This window comes from Hyphococcus aureus, assembly GCF_042643165.1.
Classification (GTDB): domain Bacteria; phylum Pseudomonadota; class Alphaproteobacteria; order Caulobacterales; family Parvularculaceae; genus Hyphococcus; species Hyphococcus aureus.
In genome coordinates, this window is record NZ_JBHRSH010000002.1 from 918,249 (window position 1) to 935,435 (window position 17,187).

14 protein-coding genes and 1 tRNA gene are annotated in these 17,187 nt (G+C 58.3%); 6 read left to right on the top strand and 9 right to left on the bottom strand.

The features are described 5' to 3' along the window. The first annotated feature begins 4 nt into the window (after positions 1-4). The 3 genes from ACFOOP_RS17350 to ACFOOP_RS17360 all read left to right on the top strand — a co-directional run bounded on the left by ACFOOP_RS17350 (position 5) and on the right by ACFOOP_RS17360 (position 3,022). On the top strand, positions 5-1,033 hold the full coding sequence (locus ACFOOP_RS17350) for a histone deacetylase family protein (RefSeq protein ID WP_379882419.1): 1,029 nt from the start codon (positions 5-7) through the stop codon (positions 1,031-1,033). Positions 1,034-1,048: 15 nt separating this feature from the next. Then, positions 1,049-2,035, top strand: coding sequence for a TolB family protein (locus ACFOOP_RS17355; protein WP_379882420.1), 987 nt, complete (start codon positions 1,049-1,051; stop codon positions 2,033-2,035). A 114-nt stretch (positions 2,036-2,149) separates the two neighbouring features. Beyond that, entirely contained in the window at positions 2,150-3,022 is an 873-nt protein-coding gene (locus ACFOOP_RS17360; RefSeq protein ID WP_379882421.1) for an alpha/beta hydrolase family protein, read from the top strand. Here ACFOOP_RS17360 and ACFOOP_RS17365 read toward each other — a convergent pair whose 3' ends face one another. Together ACFOOP_RS17365 and ACFOOP_RS17370 are read right to left on the bottom strand one after the other, a co-directional pair. Then, a complete protein-coding gene (locus ACFOOP_RS17365; RefSeq protein WP_379882422.1) occupies positions 3,023-4,162 on the bottom strand; it encodes a DmpA family aminopeptidase in 1,140 nt (379 codons plus the stop codon). A 7-nt stretch (positions 4,163-4,169) separates the two neighbouring features. Continuing rightward, entirely contained in the window at positions 4,170-5,471 is a 1,302-nt protein-coding gene (locus tag ACFOOP_RS17370) for a Xaa-Pro dipeptidase (RefSeq protein WP_379882423.1), read from the bottom strand. A gap of 113 nt (positions 5,472-5,584) precedes the next feature. Between ACFOOP_RS17370 and ACFOOP_RS17375 the strand changes: the two genes are divergently transcribed. Beyond that, positions 5,585-6,982, top strand: coding sequence for a M20/M25/M40 family metallo-hydrolase (locus tag ACFOOP_RS17375; RefSeq protein ID WP_379882424.1), 1,398 nt, complete (start codon positions 5,585-5,587; stop codon positions 6,980-6,982). On the opposite strand, the gene ACFOOP_RS17380 is transcribed toward ACFOOP_RS17375, so the two are convergent. The 6 genes from ACFOOP_RS17380 to ACFOOP_RS17405 form a co-directional block, all read right to left on the bottom strand. Further along, positions 6,983-8,269 (bottom strand): amino acid permease, encoded by a 1,287-nt coding sequence (locus ACFOOP_RS17380; protein ID WP_379882910.1) that lies wholly within the window; start codon positions 8,267-8,269, stop codon positions 6,983-6,985. It lies immediately after the preceding gene. Between the two features lie 181 nt (positions 8,270-8,450). Next, complete coding sequence (locus tag ACFOOP_RS17385; RefSeq protein ID WP_379882425.1) at positions 8,451-10,829, bottom strand: TonB-dependent receptor; 2,379 nt, start codon at positions 10,827-10,829, stop codon at positions 8,451-8,453. 248 nt (positions 10,830-11,077) lie between these two features. Then, complete coding sequence (locus ACFOOP_RS17390) at positions 11,078-13,105, bottom strand: tetratricopeptide repeat-containing sulfotransferase family protein (protein ID WP_379882426.1); 2,028 nt, start codon at positions 13,103-13,105, stop codon at positions 11,078-11,080. Between the two features lie 81 nt (positions 13,106-13,186). Further along, the gene (locus ACFOOP_RS17395) at positions 13,187-14,785 is read right to left on the bottom strand and encodes a phytoene desaturase family protein (RefSeq protein ID WP_379882427.1); all 1,599 of its coding nucleotides are present in this window, start codon (positions 14,783-14,785) and stop codon (positions 13,187-13,189) included. A 127-nt stretch (positions 14,786-14,912) separates the two neighbouring features. After that, positions 14,913-14,986: transfer RNA gene (locus ACFOOP_RS17400), tRNA-Gly, on the bottom strand. Positions 14,987-15,090: 104 nt separating this feature from the next. Continuing rightward, a complete protein-coding gene (locus ACFOOP_RS17405; protein WP_379882428.1) occupies positions 15,091-15,465 on the bottom strand; it encodes a winged helix-turn-helix transcriptional regulator in 375 nt (124 codons plus the stop codon). Positions 15,466-15,573: 108 nt separating this feature from the next. Here ACFOOP_RS17405 and ACFOOP_RS17410 point away from each other — a divergent pair, with 108 nt between their 5' ends. Further along, on the top strand, positions 15,574-16,164 hold the full coding sequence (locus tag ACFOOP_RS17410; protein ID WP_379882429.1) for an FMN-dependent NADH-azoreductase: 591 nt from the start codon (positions 15,574-15,576) through the stop codon (positions 16,162-16,164). A 106-nt stretch (positions 16,165-16,270) separates the two neighbouring features. Next, the gene (locus tag ACFOOP_RS17415; RefSeq protein WP_379882430.1) at positions 16,271-16,516 is read left to right on the top strand and encodes an HP1242/YdcH family protein; all 246 of its coding nucleotides are present in this window, start codon (positions 16,271-16,273) and stop codon (positions 16,514-16,516) included. A 15-nt stretch (positions 16,517-16,531) separates the two neighbouring features. Here ACFOOP_RS17415 and ACFOOP_RS17420 read toward each other — a convergent pair whose 3' ends face one another. Beyond that, positions 16,532-17,164 (bottom strand): trimeric intracellular cation channel family protein, encoded by a 633-nt coding sequence (locus tag ACFOOP_RS17420; RefSeq protein WP_379882431.1) that lies wholly within the window; start codon positions 17,162-17,164, stop codon positions 16,532-16,534. Positions 17,165-17,187 lie beyond the last annotated feature (23 nt).

Sequence of the window (17,187 nt, forward strand, 5' to 3'; positions counted from 1 at the left end):
ATACATGAAAGCCGTCCTCGCCGAAGAAGAACAGAAGCGCCACTATCCGCCGTCTTACCTCGTCAATGGCGTGATGGAGGCAAACCCGGAACGGCCTGAACGCATTGACATGCTGCTTCAAGGCGCAAAAGACGCGGGCTGCGACATCGTGCACCCGAAAAATTTCGGTGCGGAACTGATCCTCGCAGCGCATTCGGAACGCTATCTGAAATTTCTCGAACGCGCCCATGAACGCTGGTCGCGCATAAAGGGCGCATCGGAAGCGGTGACGCCGAACATTCACCCGATCCACCGGCGCGGTTACCCGGACTCTGTCGTGGCGCAAGCAGGATGGCACATGATCGACGCCTCAGCGCCGATTTCCTCCGACACATGGGAGAGCGCGCAATGGAGCGCATGGACGGCGGCGCACGCAGCGGAGCTTGTTCTCGGCGGAGAGAACGCTGCCTATGCGCTTTGCCGTCCGCCGGGACACCATGCAGGCGCTGAAACCGCCGGCGGCTTTTGCTATTTGAACAATTCCGCCATCGCCGCATGCGCCTTGCGCAAGGCTCATGACCGCGTCGCCATTCTCGATGTTGATCTCCATCACGGCAATGGCACGCAGGACATATTTTATGAGCGCAGCGACGTGCTTACGGTGTCCATCCACGCGGACCCGGTGCGGTTCTATCCGTTTTTCTGGGGCTATGCGGACGAGACCGGCGCCAATGAAGGCGAAGGGTGCAACCTCAACCTGCCGCTCCCGCGCGGGTCAAACGATGCGGCCTTCATGGAGGCTCTATCAACGGCGCTGACAAAAATTCAATCCTTCAAACCGGATGCGCTCGTCATCGCGCTGGGGCTCGACGCTTATGAAGGCGATCCGATTGCCGGGCTCGCCGTCACCACCGGCGGTTTTTCCCGGATCGGCGAGGCTATTGGCGCCGCCCTGAATCTCCCTACCGTCATCGTGCAAGAAGGCGGCTACCCTTGCGATGAACTAGGCGGCAATCTCTCATCCTTCCTCGGCGGATATGAAAGCCGCCGCTAAACCACCGGAGGCTTTATGCGCCTGATCCATCTCGCGGCGTCACTTGCCGTCGCCGTCATGCCTGCTCTGGCGCAGGAAAAGCCGCCCCTCACCGTCGACAACATTCACAACATCGCAGACATCACCGAGCCGGTCTTTTCACCGGATGGAAATTTCATCGCCTATACGCTCTCCACCCATAATCTCGATATCGACGTGACGGTCAGCGACCTCTGGCGCGTCTCCTGGGAAGGCGATCAGAAACAACTCACCACAACACCGGAGACGAGCGAATGGGCGCCCGCTTTTGGCGGCGACATCATCGCGTTTCTGAGCGACGGAACGGAAGAAGGCGAAACGCAAGTTTTCGCCATGCCTGCAAATGGCGGCAAACCCCGTCAGGTGACGCGCATCAAAGGCGGGGTCTCGGAATTTGCGCTGTCCCCTGATGGGAAGACCATCATCGCCGCGGCGGAAGTGGGCCCATCCGTCGGCGCCGACCCGGAAAAGCCGCTTCCCATCGTCATCACCCGTTTCAGCTTCAAGGAAGACGGCCGCGGCTATGTGGACGACCGCCGCATTCACTTCTTCCGGGTCGACGTCGCCACAGGCGAGGCCGAACAGGTTACCGAGGGCGACGCCGACTATTACTCCCCTTCCTGGTCACCGGATGGATCGCAAATCGCATTCGTGAAAAAGCGGCGCGAGCGCGAGGACCGCCATTCCGATTATGATGTCTATGTCATGGCGCCGGTCAAAGGCGCCGATCAACGCAAGATTTCGACCTATGAAGGCTCCGATTCCGATCCGGAAACATGGACCCGGCCGCGCTGGTCGCCTGACAGTAAAAAGCTTGTCTGGCTGCAAATGGGCGAAGACAAATGGATTTATTATTCGCCGTTTGAACTCACCGTCGCAGATCTTGACACCGGCGAAGTGAAACCCCTCGCCCGCATCGATCGCTGGTTTTATGCGCCGCAATGGGGCGAAAACTCAAAAACTGTCTACGCCCTTATTGAATAGGATCGAGACACCTGGGCGGCGAAGATCGACGTCGATAGCGAAGAGATCACTTATCTGACGGCGGGATCGCGTTTCGCCTTTGACCTCGCCGTCGCGAAGAATGGACGCGTCGTCGTGCTCGACGGCGATGCGAGCGAACCCTATCAGCTCGCCGCGATCGACAATGGCCGCCGCGCGCTGACGACGCATAATGACTGGTTGAAACAACATCACCTCGCCGAAACGCGAGACGTTTCCTTCAACAGCGGCAAGGAAGGCATTCATGGCATGCTTGTCCTGCCGCTCGGCTATGAGGAAGGAAAACAATATCCCGTCATTGCGCGTCTGCATGGCGGCCCGGTCTACCAATTCAGTCATGAATTCATGTTCGACTGGCAGATTTACGCCGCAAACGGTTACGCCGTCCTCGCCGTCAATCCGCGCGGATCTTCCGGGCGCGGCTTCGATTTCGCGAAAGCGATCTATGGCGACTGGGGCAATGTGGATGTGAAGGACATCTCCGCCGGCATCGACCATGTGATCGCGATGGGCGTCGCCGACCCGGAGCGCATCGGCGTCGGCGGTTGGAGCTATGGCGGCATCCTCACCAATTACATGATCGCCAGTGACGCCCGCATCAAGGCGGCGGTAAGCGGCGCCGGCATGTCAAACTTTCTCGGCGGCTATGGCGCCGATCAATATGCGCTCGAATATGAATTCGAGGTCGGTCTGCCTTGGCGCGACCGAAAAGCCTATGAACGCATTTCCTATCCGTTCTTTCACGCAGACCGCATCAGCGCGGCGACACAGTTCCAGTGCGCCGGCGCCGATGAAAACGTCCCTTGCATCGGCGCAGAGCAGATGTATCAGGCGCTGCGATCTCTTGAACGCGACACCGAGCTAGTGATCTATCCGGGCGAAGATCACGGCCTGACGCGGCCGAGCTTTCTCGCCGACCGCATTCAGCGCAATCTCGACTGGTATGGCAAGTATTTGAAAGCGGAATAGCTACTCCGCCAGGCGTCCATACTCTTTCAACACTGCGCGCAGTTCATCATGATTGATGGCGACAGCGCGATGACCAAGATTGCCGGTCATGTCGCGGGCGGCCACCATGGCGTTGACGATCGCCTCCTCTGTGGCGTCCGCGGTCGCTAGAAACACCGGGTCAAGCTCATCATTGCCAAGTTTCGACAAGCCCCATAAGCCGTCGCCTTCGTCAGTCATATCCGCAGTCGAGAACGCGATAAAAATGTCGCCAGAGCCATTGCCGGCATAACTGCCCATGCGCCCGAGACCGAGCGACGCGCGCCTGGCGACACGTTTAAGCTGTTGCGGAAGCAACGGAGCATCGGTCGCTACGACAATAATAATCGAGCCAGTGTCTCCGTGCGGCTCGTCATAGGCGAGGTTTTCGGTCAGGCGCTTGCCCACCGGAACGCCGGCAATCCTGAGTTCGCTACGCGCACCGTAATTTGCCTGCACGAGAACGCCGACAGTGTATTCACCGCCGCCGGCCTTGATGATGCGCGATGATGTGCCGATGCCGCATTTGAACTCGTGGCAGATCATGCCTGTGCCGCCGCCGACATTGCCTTCGGCGACCGGGCCTGTTTTTGCTTTCTCGATTGCACGGGCCGCATGTTTGTCGGTGACATGAAAGCCGTTGATGTCGTTGAGATGCCCGTCCCAGGTTTCCGCAACCACGGGCAGCGACCACCAATAGCCGGACGAATCCGCCGCCGCTTTTTCGACACGCCATTTGATCACGCCTTCATGAACCGCGCCTACGCTGTGCGTATTGGTGATCATCACCGGCCCTTCAAGAAACCCGGACTCCTCAATCCAATGAGTCCCGGTCATCTCACCATTGCCGTTTAATGCGAAGAATCCTGCGAAGACGTCTCCTTCAAGCGATTTGTCCCCGCGCGGCAAAATTGCCGTGACGCCGGTGCGGACAGCGCGTCCGCCGCGCAAATCCTTGATGATGGTTTCATGACCAACAGCAACGCCATCGACATCGGTGATGGCGTTTAATGGACCCGGCGCTCCGGAAAACGGCACACCAAGCTCGCGCGCCCTTGGCTCTTGCGCAGCCACAAACGAAAGCTGCGCCGCCGCTGCGAGGAGAATAATCAGCTTTTTCATAACGCCCCTATTCGCAATGGACCTTGCGTCCGCCTTTGATGACACCTTTAACATCTGACAGGATTGAAATGTCTGCAAGCGGATCACCCTCGACTGCAATCATGTCAGCGTAATGGTCAGGAGAGATCGCGCCTGTATCTTTTTCCCAACCAAGAAGCTCCGCCGAATGCAGCGTCGCAGACTGGATGGCGCGCATCGGCGTCATGCCGTATTTCACCATATAGGGCATCTGTTTGGCGTTATCTCCGTGCGGATAAACACCGGCATCGGTGCCAAAGGCGATCTTGACGCCCATCTTGACCGCTTTTCTGAAAACCTCGCGCTGCGTATCTGTTGTGTCACGGTTTTTCTGCATGGTTTCTTCGGGCCAGTCTTCAGCGGCGCCGATTTCATTGATGTAATCGCCATTGTAAATATCCGCGACAAGAAAGACCCCGCGCGATTTCATCATCCGCAACGCCTCATCATCCAGAAGAGAACCGTGTTCAATGGAATCGACGCCGGCGCGCACCGCCATTTTCGCGCCTTCCGCGCCATGGGCGTGCGCCGTCACTTTCTTTCCGTATTTTTTCGCCTCGCCGACAATGGCGCTCATCTCTTCTTCCGACAACTCAGGCAGCCCCGGGTCGGTGCCGACAGTCAGCACGGCGCCGGTTGCAATCATTTTCAGCAAATCAACACGATGTTGCAGAAATTCCCGCGCCTTCTGGCGCGCATCTTCGGGCCCGCGCACAATACCGCGCGTCATGTCGTCTGGCGCCTTTGCGTCATAGGCAAGCCCTGTGAGCGCGCCGCCGCCTTCGGGGATTGTGAAATAGCCGCCGGCGACCGCCATCCGCGGACCTTCCACATCGCCGCGATTGATAGCGTCGCGCAACGCCACATCGGTGAAGGCGCGCCAGGAGCCAACATCGCGCACCGTTGTAAATCCGGCGCAAAGCGTTGTCTTCGCATTGCCGACGCCGGCCAGCACATCCTCAGCCCCCGTCGACATCAGCGGGTCGATAATGCCGCCCTGAATGTCGCCCACCAGATGCGTATGCATATCCGCAAGGCCCGGCAGCACCGTATATCGCGACCAGTCTGTCAGCGGACCGTCGGCGGGCGCAGACTCAAAAGCCGCAATTGCGGCGACCCGGCCATCCTTCACGCGAATCAACTGGTCGGAAAGGACAGTCCCCTTCTCCACATCGATCAGCTTGCCTGCGCGGACATAGGATACATCCTGAGCCGCGGCGGTCATAGAAAAGGCGAATGCTGAGATTGCGCCAGCCGTCATGGCGATTGTGCGAAACTTGACGTGCGACATTATGAAAAACTCCCTTGGACGGCTTCTTTTGCGCTAAACTGTTTGCTGAACGATCCTACGCCGGGCCCGCATCTGCGGGCAAGGCGCGAGAGGCCAGCAACAAAGGACAAGTCATGCGCAAATCGTCCCTATCCGCCCTTCTTCTTTTTACAAGTCTTTCGCCATTCACCGTGGCCGCAGCCGACGACGCGCTGACCCCGCCTGAACTGACCGCCCAGGCGATCGACATGCTCGGCAAGACAATCGCCATTGAATCTGTCGAGGGCAAAGGCAACGTTCCCGCCGTAGCGAACTATATCGCCGCTGAATTGCGCAAAGGCGGATTTGCCGAAGACGATATCGTCATAGAACGTCACGGCGAAACCGCGACGCTTATTGCGACCTATAAAGGGACCGGCGAGAAAAAGCCGATCCTTCTCTCCGCTCATATGGATGTGGTCAGCGCCAACCCGGAAGACTGGACGCGCGATCCCTTCACCATGGTGGAGGAGGACGGGTATCTGTTCGGACGCGGCGTCACCGACAATAAATTCGGCCTCACCATGATGGTGCAGACCCTGATCCGCCTGAAACAGGAAGGCTTCACGCCGAACCGCGATCTGGTGCTCGCCCTCTCCGGCGATGAAGAAACCCAGATGAAAACAACCATGGTTCTCGCTGAAAAACTTGAAGGCGCGGATATCGTTCTCAATAGCGACGGCGGCGGCGGCGGCCTTGGCGAAAATGGAGAGCCCGTCGCCTATTACCTGCAAGGCGCGGAGAAAACATACGCCGATTACGCCATCACCTTCACCAATCCCGGCGGTCATTCCAGCCTGCCGCGCAAAGACAACGCGATTTACGATCTCGCGCAGGCCGCGCTCAATATCGCCAATTACGAATTCCCAGTGATGTGGAGCGACATTACCCGCGAAAGCTTCCGCCAGGCGGCGGCGCAGACCGAAGGCGAGCTTGGTAAAGCCATGGCCGAGTTCGCGGAGAACCCGAAAAGCAAGAAAGCGATCAAGGTTCTCTCCGAGCGCCCGGAATATGTGGGCCAGTTACGCACAACCTGCGTCGCCACCATGCTCAATGGCGGCCATGCGCTAAACGCCCTGCCCCAGCGCGCCGAGATGAATATCAATTGCCGCATCTTCCCGGGTGTCAATCCGGATGACGTACAAGCAAAGCTATTGGAGCTTGTCGACAATCTGGACGCAACAATCGAGCTTGTGGATGAGGTTCATTATTCCGACGCCTCGCCCTTGCGCGATGATGTGGTTGCGGCGGTCAGAAAAGCGGTTGACCGGCGTTATCCCGGCCTCGCCATCGTGCCGGAAATGTCAGCAGGCGCTTCTGACAGTCTTCACTTCCGCGCCCATGGCATAGACAGCTATGGCGTTTCCGGCATCTTCATGAAGCCGTCTGATATGTACGCCCACGGTCTTAACGAGCGCGTGCCCGTCGCCACCATCGATGGCGCGCTTGACCATTGGCATACGCTGATCACTGAACTGGCCGGGGGCGAATAATCAGCCGACGGCCTTGCCGTTCTGCCATCGCGTGAAAGCGTAAACGGGCAGACCGGCGAAAAGCAGCGCCGTTCCCCAGGCAACGGCCTCACCGCCGGCGCCGTAGATCGTCCAGATGGCGTAAACAACCGCAGCGGTCGCGGCCGCGAGCAGCATGGGCGATGAGTTGAGTTTGCCTGTTCGCTGGAGCTGGAGGGCGGAAAGCGCCGTTGCAAGGAACATGAACAGCGACGCGGTCGTCGACAAGAGCACGATGAAAGTGAAAAGCTCCGTCATCGACTTGGAATAATTCAACATGACAATGCCGGTCAGCAACAAGCTCGACGTCACATGCGCGCGCACCGGCAAACCGCGGGCGGATTCCTTCGCCAGAAAGCGCGGGAAAACGCCGCCTTTCGCCATGGCGTAAGGCAATTCACCCTGCACCATGATCCAGCCATTCAACGCGCCAAAGCCGCTGATGGCGGCGAACAACGCCAGCAGCCGGCCCGCATCAGAACTAAGATAAGCGCCGACAAAATCGGCGAAAGGCGCATTGGACGCCGCCACTTCATCCGCAGGCAGAAGAAGGATCACCGCCGAACAGGAAAGGAGATAAATAAGGCCGGCGAAGATCATGCCAGTCATGGTCGCGCGCGGAATGGTCTTAGACGGGTTTTCCACATGCTCGGCAGGCACTGTCGCCGACTCGAGCCCCAACAGCGCCCACAATGTCAGCGTCGCCGCCGCCGTAATGCTCGCCAGTTTGAAATCGCCAAAGCCATTAAAGTCGGGCAGCGCCGCCGGTTTGTCGCTGACGCCGGAAAGCGCAAAACCGGCGAGCAGGATAACCGCCACCAGCGGCATGATTTTCAGGACAGTCGTTACAAGCTGCACGGAACCGGCAAGGAACGCGCCGCGGCAGTTGACCGCCGTCAACAGCCAGATGGCGCCGCAAGTGATCAGCGCGTGAAGCCCTGTCGTCTCCGCAATCTGCGGAAAGAAGACGCTCAAATAGCTGACGGCGCCCGTCGCCACCGCCGCATTGCCCACCCAGATAGAAATCCAGTAGCTCCACGCCACCATAAAGGACGGCGCAGCGCCGAACGCTTCACGCGCATAAGCATAAGGGCCGCCCGCCTTTGGGAATGTCCGCGCCAGCGCGGCGAACACAGCGGCAAGGCAAATACCCCCGGCGATGGTCATGATCCAGCCTGCGATGGCGCTCCACCCGTAAGGCGCAAGCGCCGCAGGCAACAAGAACACGCCGGAGCCAATCATATTGCCGACGACAAGGGCCGTCGCCATCCAGAAACCCAGCGGCTTATCGCGCTTGGCGGTTATTCCTCTTTCGGTCAAAGGCGCACCTTCATTGTTTGCTCCTCAGCTCCTTTAAGCAGCCATAGCTTGCGCCTTGCTTCGCAATTTCGCCAATAAAAAAAGCCGGCGTCATCACGCCGGCTTTTTTGTTTATCCAAGTTTATCCGCGTCAGAAATCTTTTCCGAAACGAAGGCCGATTGTGCGCGGCACGTTCACGCCATACTGCACCCGATCGCCACAGACACCGCAGGCCACAAGATTCAATTGACGCGCACGTTCATCCGTTGCGTTAGCGATATAGGCAACGATCTCCCAGTCTTCGGCGTGAACACCGACGCTGAAGTCAAACACGGCGTAGCCCGGCTGACCGCCAAGAGTCGCAACATCCGCATCCGTAAGACCAGCCTCAGAACTTGTCTGGCCACTCACGGAGCCCTGGACATGCGCATCAAGACTGCTGCTGACCGGAAACTCATAACGCGCCGTCAGCGTACCCTTGAAGTCAGGGACGACCGGCAGGCGTGTGCCATCCAGCGCTTGCGGCGGCGATGTCTCATCCGCAGATGTGCTCGGATCATCCACAGCCTGCGGACATACTGTCGCCGGACCGCCTGTCGCAAAGTCGAAGAAGCCGCAATAATCGGCGGCCAGCTTCGCATCAATCACGGAAACGGCGCCGTTAATGGTAAGGCCTTCTGTCGGGCGCAGGCTGAGATCAGCCTCGAAACCATTCACCTTCGCTTGCGCTGCGTTCTGGATTTCGGTGAGACCGTTTTGCCCCAAAAGCGGGAACTGGAAGTCGCTCCACTTCTGGGTGAAGGCGGCTGCGTTGAAGATCACGCGATTGTCGGCCCATGCGGTCTTGAAGCCAACCTCAAGATTGCGAAGCGAGTCCGCGAGGTATGGCGGCAGCGTACCGCGTCGGTTGACGCCACCCGGACGGAAGCCGGTGGAATAGGTGAAATAGACCATGGCGTCTTCGGTGACGTCATAGGTCAGGCTGAGCTTATGCGTCTCGCCGGTGTCCTTCGTCGTCCGGTCAAGGTTCGTACACGGAGAACCCGGGACGATTGATGGACCAAAACACGCCGCCTCGCCGGTGCGGCTCGAAAAGTTAGCGCTATAGCCAAAGAAGCCTTGCAGCGAGTTATTATATCGATAGCCGCGAACGCCGCCGATAAAGGTCAGCTTATCGGTGATATCGAACTCCAGCTCGGTAAAGAGCGCGAGGTCTCGATCCGTCCGTTTCTGTTCCGTAAGCCAGATCGTATCCGGATGGTCCGTCACTTCGAACAGCGATGTCAGATTCTCAACCACATATTGCTGATGAATGTAGTGGGTCTGGTGATTCTGGAAGAAACCGGCGACGGCGCGGATGCGCTTGTCCTGCGGCGTCGAAACCCTGATTTCGTTTGAATATTTCGCGAAGCTGTCGTCGCCCTGATAGGTCTGTGACGGATCCACGAGGTTATACATATCATCGTAGAAATAAGCGCCGTAGCCATACAGAACGTCATAGTAATAGGCGTAATCGGTGTAATCCGAGAACGAATCGATCTGACGCTTCAGATAGGCGCCGGCATAGGTGACGTCGAAATTGCCGACCTTGCCTTCAACAGTCAGCGCCGCCTGGAAGAAGCGATCTTCATTCTGCTCGTCATAAAAACGGCCGGCATTGAGATCGCCCAGCTTCGGATCATAGGTGTTGCGGCCATTGAAATTCGATTTCTGGCCGAGGAGCGTCGGCGTCACCGTCCAGTTTTCATCGAGATCGATTTTGAGCGCGACGCGCGCGCCAAAGGTTTCCCCGTCGTTGAAATCGTCTTCAACAAGCGCAGCATTAGTTTTGGTGATGCCCGATGACGGGAAGGTGCGGCTGTCGAGGACGTTGTCAATATAACCGCCGTCTTTCACATACCAGCCGACGAGGCGCACTGCAGCGCTGTCGCCAAGCGGCTGGTTGTACATACCCTCGAATTGATAACCGATCTCGCCATCCTTGATGCTGTTGATCTCGGCGTCAAAACTGCCTTCCACCTCATCAAGCTTCGGCTTGTTGGTGATGATGCGGAGCGTGCCGGCCTGCGAGCTGGCGCCAAACAGTGTGCCCTGCGGTCCGGCGAGCGCCTCAACACGTTCAATGTCATAGATATGCAGCGGGAGGAAACCGAGAATAGTCGTCACCGGCTGTTCGTCGAGATAGACGCCGACAGAAGGCAGCGAGGCTGAGTGGTTGCCATCGCCGCCGGAAACGACGCCGCGCATATAGACCGAGGTCGTGTTTGGCGAGGTCGACTGAAAGGTCACTGAGGGAAGAAATTTGGCGTAGTCATCGAATGATGACACCTCGAGTTCTTCCAGCCTCTCCGTGCCGATGGCGATCAGTGAGATCGGCACGTCCTGAATGTTCTGCTCGCGTTTTTGCGCCGTCACGACGATGGTGTCGCGATCCGACTGGGCCATGGCGGCCCCGGTTACGCCTGTCCACATGGAGGTCGCAAGAAGCGCCGTTTTCACACCTGGGCGAGCGCCCAGAAGGTTCCGCATCGAATTTCTGTTCGTCATCTTGTCACCACTCAGATTTCGCGATCGCATTAAAGATCGCAGCCCTCGTCCGGCGACATACCCCGAGCCCCGTCGCACGAACCCTGATTGTGACGGTAGTATGAAGCGGAGGAGCCCGGCAATCCGCGACGCGGCCAACCGAGCCATAAACATGGCGAGTGTTGCCAATCCGCGCCTATGGATTGGATGAATGTGGCTATTTCATCAGCCTGAAGAATGAGATCATTCTCTTACGGGGCGGCCGGATAGGTGGTCAGGACATCGCCCAGCGCAGCCTTGAGCTCGCCTAGCCAGGGCTCGTAGTTCACCCACTGATCGACCCCGCTTTTATAGATAGGCTGGCGGACCTGCTCAGAACTTGCCGTCCGAACCGCCCGCTCCGTTTCATGGAAGCTCAGGCAAGCCTCCTCAAACGGCAGGCCGCAATAATCAAGCAATTTACGGATTTGGGTCTCCGGATCGGCGACCATCTCCTCATAGATCACGCGATGCACGACGCCTGGCGCAGTCTCATCAAAATGTTTCATCGACAAAACATAGTCGCGATAATACCGCCCGATGCGCTCAAGCCCGTAAGAAAAGCCCTGCCCTTTCGCAAAATGCTGTTTGAAGCCTGAAAAACAACAGGCCATCGGATGACGCCGGGCGTCGATGATCTTGGCGTTGGGCAGGATCAGGTGAATAAGCCCCACATGCATAAAATTGTTGGGCATCTTGTCGATGAAAAAAGGTTTGCCGGTTTTTCGCTGGATACGTGTGCGCTCCAGATACTCTTCGCCAAGCGCTTTCAATTGAACGTCGGAGAGTTCTGATAATATTTCCGGATAGCGTGACTCTTCACTCCGCTTCGCCTTGCCCCCCAGGCGTTTCGCAATGGCGATGATGTCGGGCAGCTCCATGGTGCCTTCCACCTGACTGTGGCTGGAAAGGATCTGCTCAAGCAGAGTCGATCCTGCGCGCGGCATGCCAACGATAAAAATCGGATCGGGTTTTTTACAACCCTTGCCTGCTTTTGCAGCGAACAGCGCGGGCGTCAGCACTTTTTTCAACCGATCAAGACGTACGGCCATCTCGTCTTCATCATAGACGATCTGTTTCTGGCGGATAGCGTTGCCCTGCTCATAGTGACGGAAAGAGGCTTCATATTCTTTCGCATCTTCCAGAGCTTTACCGAGAGCGAAATGAAGATGCAGACGGTCATCGTCTTCAATATCAGTTCGCTGAAGCTGCGTTTCCATGGCCGTGATATCGTGCGGCTCAAAGCGGAAAGTTTTGAGATTTGCAAGGCTCCAATAGGCTTCACCAAGGCTCGGTTGCAAATCGATGCTCCGCTTGTATGCATCGATAGAATCCGGTGTGCGGCCTACTGTCTTGAGTGCATGGCCATAGCTCATCCAAGCTTTTGGCTGTTTCGGATATTCCTTCAACAAAGAGCCATAACTCTCGATCGCCTTTTCATATTCCCCAACACGCACCAGCGCCGATGAATATAATGTGCGATAATTCGGATTCTTCGGATCGTTCCTGAGGAGAGTCTCCGCTTCGCTATAGGCCTCCTCCGACTTGCCAAGACGCAGTTCGATAATCGCCAAATTATGCCGCGCAGCCGTAAAACTCGGCGCCAGTTCAATACAGCGCTGCAACAGATGTTCCGCATCCTGATAGCGCCCGATACGCGCGGCGAGTTCGGCCAGCATGCGGATTGCGGCGACATCGGTCGGGTGCTGTTTGAGATACGCTTTAAGCAACCGTTCCGCGACGGGAATGTCATTGCGCGCGAGCGCGTCGGCGGCCTCCAACAAGCGCGGATCTTTTGACGCCGTCTTGATGTGGCGCATATAGGCGCTGTCAGCGCCGCCCTCATCTCCCGCCAGCGTCAATTGATCGCCGAGCGCGCGCCAGGCGGTGGCGAGATTGGGATCAAGACTGAGCGCGCGTTCAAGCGAGCGAATGGCGCCCTTGCCCTCGCCCAGAGCGCCTAGCGCCAACCCCATTTCATAATGGGCGCCAGCCCAGCCGGCGTCTTCAGCGATCATTTGCTGAAGATAATCCAGCGCGCCTTTCGCATCGCCCTGCCGCCGCATCGCCGCAGCCAGCAGCACACGCGCATCGCGTTGACCCGGTATGGAGGCGATAATCGCCTTCGCCTGTTCGGCGGCGTGTTTGGGCGATTTCTCCAGAAGCGCCGCGCCGTGAGCAAGCGCGTCGGCGAGATTGCCGGTGGTCTTTTGTTCCTGTGGGGCGTCAGTTGTGCTCATGGGGCTTTCCGTTTCCGCGAAAGCTTAGAGGGTGCGCGGAAACGCTGCAACTCCGGGGCTTGGTTAACTTGAACCTGCCAGTCAGGCCGCGAGCGGATTGCGCGCGTCCTTGAGGATCTCCCGCGCAGCATTGCGGCCCGGAAGCCCCGTTACGCCGCCGCCGGGATGAGCCCCCGCGCCGCAATGATAAAGCCTTTTCAACGCGCCGCGATAATCGCCATGCCCCAGCGCCGGGCGCGCCGCCCACATCTGATCGAGTGTCATGGCGCCATGCATGATATCGCCGCCGATAAGGCCGAACTTGTCTTCAAGGTCCTGCGGCGTCAGCACCATTCGTCCGAGAACGGAGCTTTTGAAATTCGGCGCATATTCATTCACCGTCTCGATGGCGAGATCGGCCACCTGCTCACGATAATCCGCCCATGACTTGCCGTCGGGGAGTTCAGGCGCGAATTGCTGACAGAACAGGCTCGCCACATGCTGGCCCGGAGGCGCGAGGCTGTCGTCTACAGTCGACGGGATCAGCATTTCGACAATCGGTTTTCTCGACCAGCCATATTGCTTGGCGTCGGTGAAAGCGCGGTCCATGTAATCAAGTGTTGGCGCGATGATGATGCCCGATTGGTGGTGCTCACCCGCCTCAGGCAGGCAGGTGAATTTCGGCAATTCCGAAAGCGCGACATTCATACGCAAGGTGCCGGAGCCGCAGCGCCAGCCATCCATGCGGCGCTTGAATTCCGGATCGAGCGCATCCGCCGGCGTCAGGCGGCCATAAAGCAGCTTCGGATTGACGTTGGAGACAACACGCTTTGCCGCGATCTCCTCCCCGTTTTCGAGAAGAACGCCAACCGCTTCGCCGTCATCGACCAGCAGCGACTTCACCGGCGCGTCCGTCGTGATTTCTACGCCGGCGGCCTCACACGCCTTGCGCATGGCCTGCGTAATCGCGCCCATGCCGCCAACCGCATGACCCCACGCGCCTTTCACGCCGTTTACTTCGCCAAAGACATGATGCAGCAGAACATAGGCTGAGCCCGGCGTGTCGGGGCTGGCGTAATTGCCCACCACGGCGTCGAAACCAAATACGGCTTTCACCGGATCGGAATCGAACCAAGCATCAAGAAAGGTGCGCGCATTCTTGGTGAAGAGATCAAGTACGTCCTGATGCAATTGAAAATCGCCGCGCGCCACAGGCCACAATTGCGAGGCGGCGGAGAGCGCCGCGGAAAGCCCGCGCTTTGGATTGGGCGGTGTTTGCAACGAAATGTTGCGCAGGACATCCGCCACCGCTTCAAGACGCTCGTAATAGGCCGGCAGGCGGTCGGCGTCGGCGTTTGAAAACTTCCGGAACTCGGCTTGCGTCTGTTCAAGACCGCCGCCGGCTTTGAGATAGCGTCCGTCTTCGGTCGGCAGGAAATTAGATACTGGCCGGTTGATGACTTTGAGGCCCAGCGCCTCAAGACCCATATCGCGGATGACGACGGGATTTAGCAGGCTGACCGTGTAACTCGCGACGGAGTTGCGGAAACCGGGGTGAAACTCCTCGGTCACCGCGGCGCCGCCGACAACGTCGCGACGCTCACAGATCCTGACCGAAAGCCCGGCCCGAGCCAGATAATAAGCGCAGACAAGACCATTATGGCCGCCGCCGATCAGCACCGCATCGTAATTGCCCGCCATGTAATCAACCTGTGTTGGGGAGAAAGGAAGCGACAAGACCTATCGCCGCTCAAAGCGAAAGACAATCTCCCGAAACCTTCGCGTATTGCGCAGAATGTTGACATTCAACAGATTTCTGGGGGGCGTCTGGAGCGGGTAGCGGGAATCGAACCCGCATCTTGAGCTTGGAAGGCTCCGACTCTACCATTGAGCTATACCCGCGCCGAGCCCGGAAAATACGCGAACATTCCGGGATTACAATTACTTGCCGAAACTTTTTTGTCCCCGGCGTCGAACCGCGTTTTGGCTTATCTTTCCTGCATCATCTATTTCTCAGCCCGACGGTCAAACCGGGTCTGCGCCGCGTCGATCTCGCCAAGATGCGTTTTCGCCCACTCCCCGAGGGCGAGCACCGGCTCGCTGAGGGAATGCCCCAGATCGGTGAGCGAATATTCAACCTGCGGCGGGCTCGTCGGATAGGTCTTTCTGCTCACCAACCCGTCCCGCTCGAGATTGCGCAGGGTCCGCGTCAGCATCTGCTGTGAGATGCCGCTGACGGTGCGCTTGATTTCATTGAAGCGATAGGCGCGATCGCGCAGCAAAACCACGATCAACACGCTCCATTTGTCCCCGAGACGAGAGAGCACGCGGCTCACCTTGGGGCATTCCTCGTGAAACAGATCGTCTATCTTGGCGGTCATATCGGTGTGACCTGGTCCCATTCCTGTGCGTTCTTGCGTTTAACACACACTCACATATTTAGTCCAAGTCAGTTTTTTAGACCTAGTGGACCCAAAAAGGAATATCCCATGAAACTCCTCCATATCGATTCCAGCATCCTCGGCGAGAACGCGGCCAGCCGGCCGATCACCGCCGCCATCGTCGACAAGTTGAAATCCGGCGACCCTGCGCTGGAGGTCACCTACAGAGACCTTGCCGCCGCGCCTCTGCCGCATCTAACGTTGGGGCACATGCCGGGCGACCAGAACGCCTCTCCCGAACAGACCGAAAGCCAGGGCGTGCTTGATGAGTTCCTCGCCGCTGACATCGTCGTCATTGGCGCGCCCATGTATAATTTCACCATTCCGAGCCAGCTCAAGGCATGGCTGGACCGCGTCCTGATCGCCGGCAAAACCTTCAGATACACCGACAAAGGCGCCGAGGGCCTCGCAGGAGACAAACGCATCATCGTCGCGGTGTCGCGCGGCGGGCTTTATGGGCCAGAAACGCCATCGGCGTCGGCGGAACATGTGGAGACGTATTTGCGCGCAGCGTTGGGCTTCATCGGCGTTTCCAATCCGGAATTCATCATCGCCGAAGGGCTGAAGCTCGGACCGGACGCCTATGACGCCGCGCTTTCCGGCGCGCTGCAACAAGCCGCTCAACTGAAACCGGTTTGAGGTTCAGCCAGACAGGGGCCTCAAACGCATAGGGAATTGACCCGGGTCAATTGAATTACCGGCGTAGACACCCAAGATAGCACAAGAACCTAAAGGAGACATGCCGATGGCCCACACACCTCACGAACTCGCCGAAGAGTTTCCCGAACATGCGGATCTTATTCACAAGCTGAAAACGGATGACGCCCATTTCGCCAAACTCGCCGACGCCTATCATGAAGTGAACCGGGACATTCATCGGGTCGAGAGCCGGGTCGAGGCGGCGAGCGACGAACGCGAAGAAGAGTTGCGTAAAAAGCGGCTGCATCTGAAAGACGAGATCGCCGCCCTCCTAGCCAAGGCCGCCGCGTAATTCTTACGCCCGCTCTTAAAGCTCATTTTTTCTGGGGCGGGCGTATCTCGGCGACGGAATGTTGAAAATAATCGCTGCGGCGCGAATGGCGAAAGTCGTAAGCGCCGCAATGATCGCCGCAGGGCTTTCGCCGAGCCCCAACGCCAACAGCCCCACATAAACGCCGGCGCCGATAAGCGCCGCTGTGGCGTAAATATCCTGCTTCAAAATCAGCGGCGGCTCGTTCAGAAGAACATCCCGCACGACGCCGCCAAAGGTCGCGGTGACGGCGCCCATGAAAACAGCAATCATGGCGGGCGCGTTTGCGGCGAGCGCCGCCTGCGCGCCGAGCACCGCAAAAACCGCAAGCCCGACCGCATCGGCCCAGATCAGCGCCTTGAGGCGTGAGTCGATCAAAGGCTGCGCCAATGTCGCGACAGCCGCGCCCGCCAGACAGATGAAAACCGCAGACGGCGACGCGATCCACCACACGGGAAACGAGCCGAGCAGCACATCGCGAATGGTGCCGCCGCCAACGCCCGTGACAAACGCGATCATGGCGACGCCGAACAAATCCATGTCGTTGCGCAGCGCGGTCAGCGCGCCGGAAATCGCAAATACGAATAGCCCGATAATATTGAGCGCGGCGAAGATTTGAACAGTTTCCATAGCCTCTTCCATGACCCGGCCGG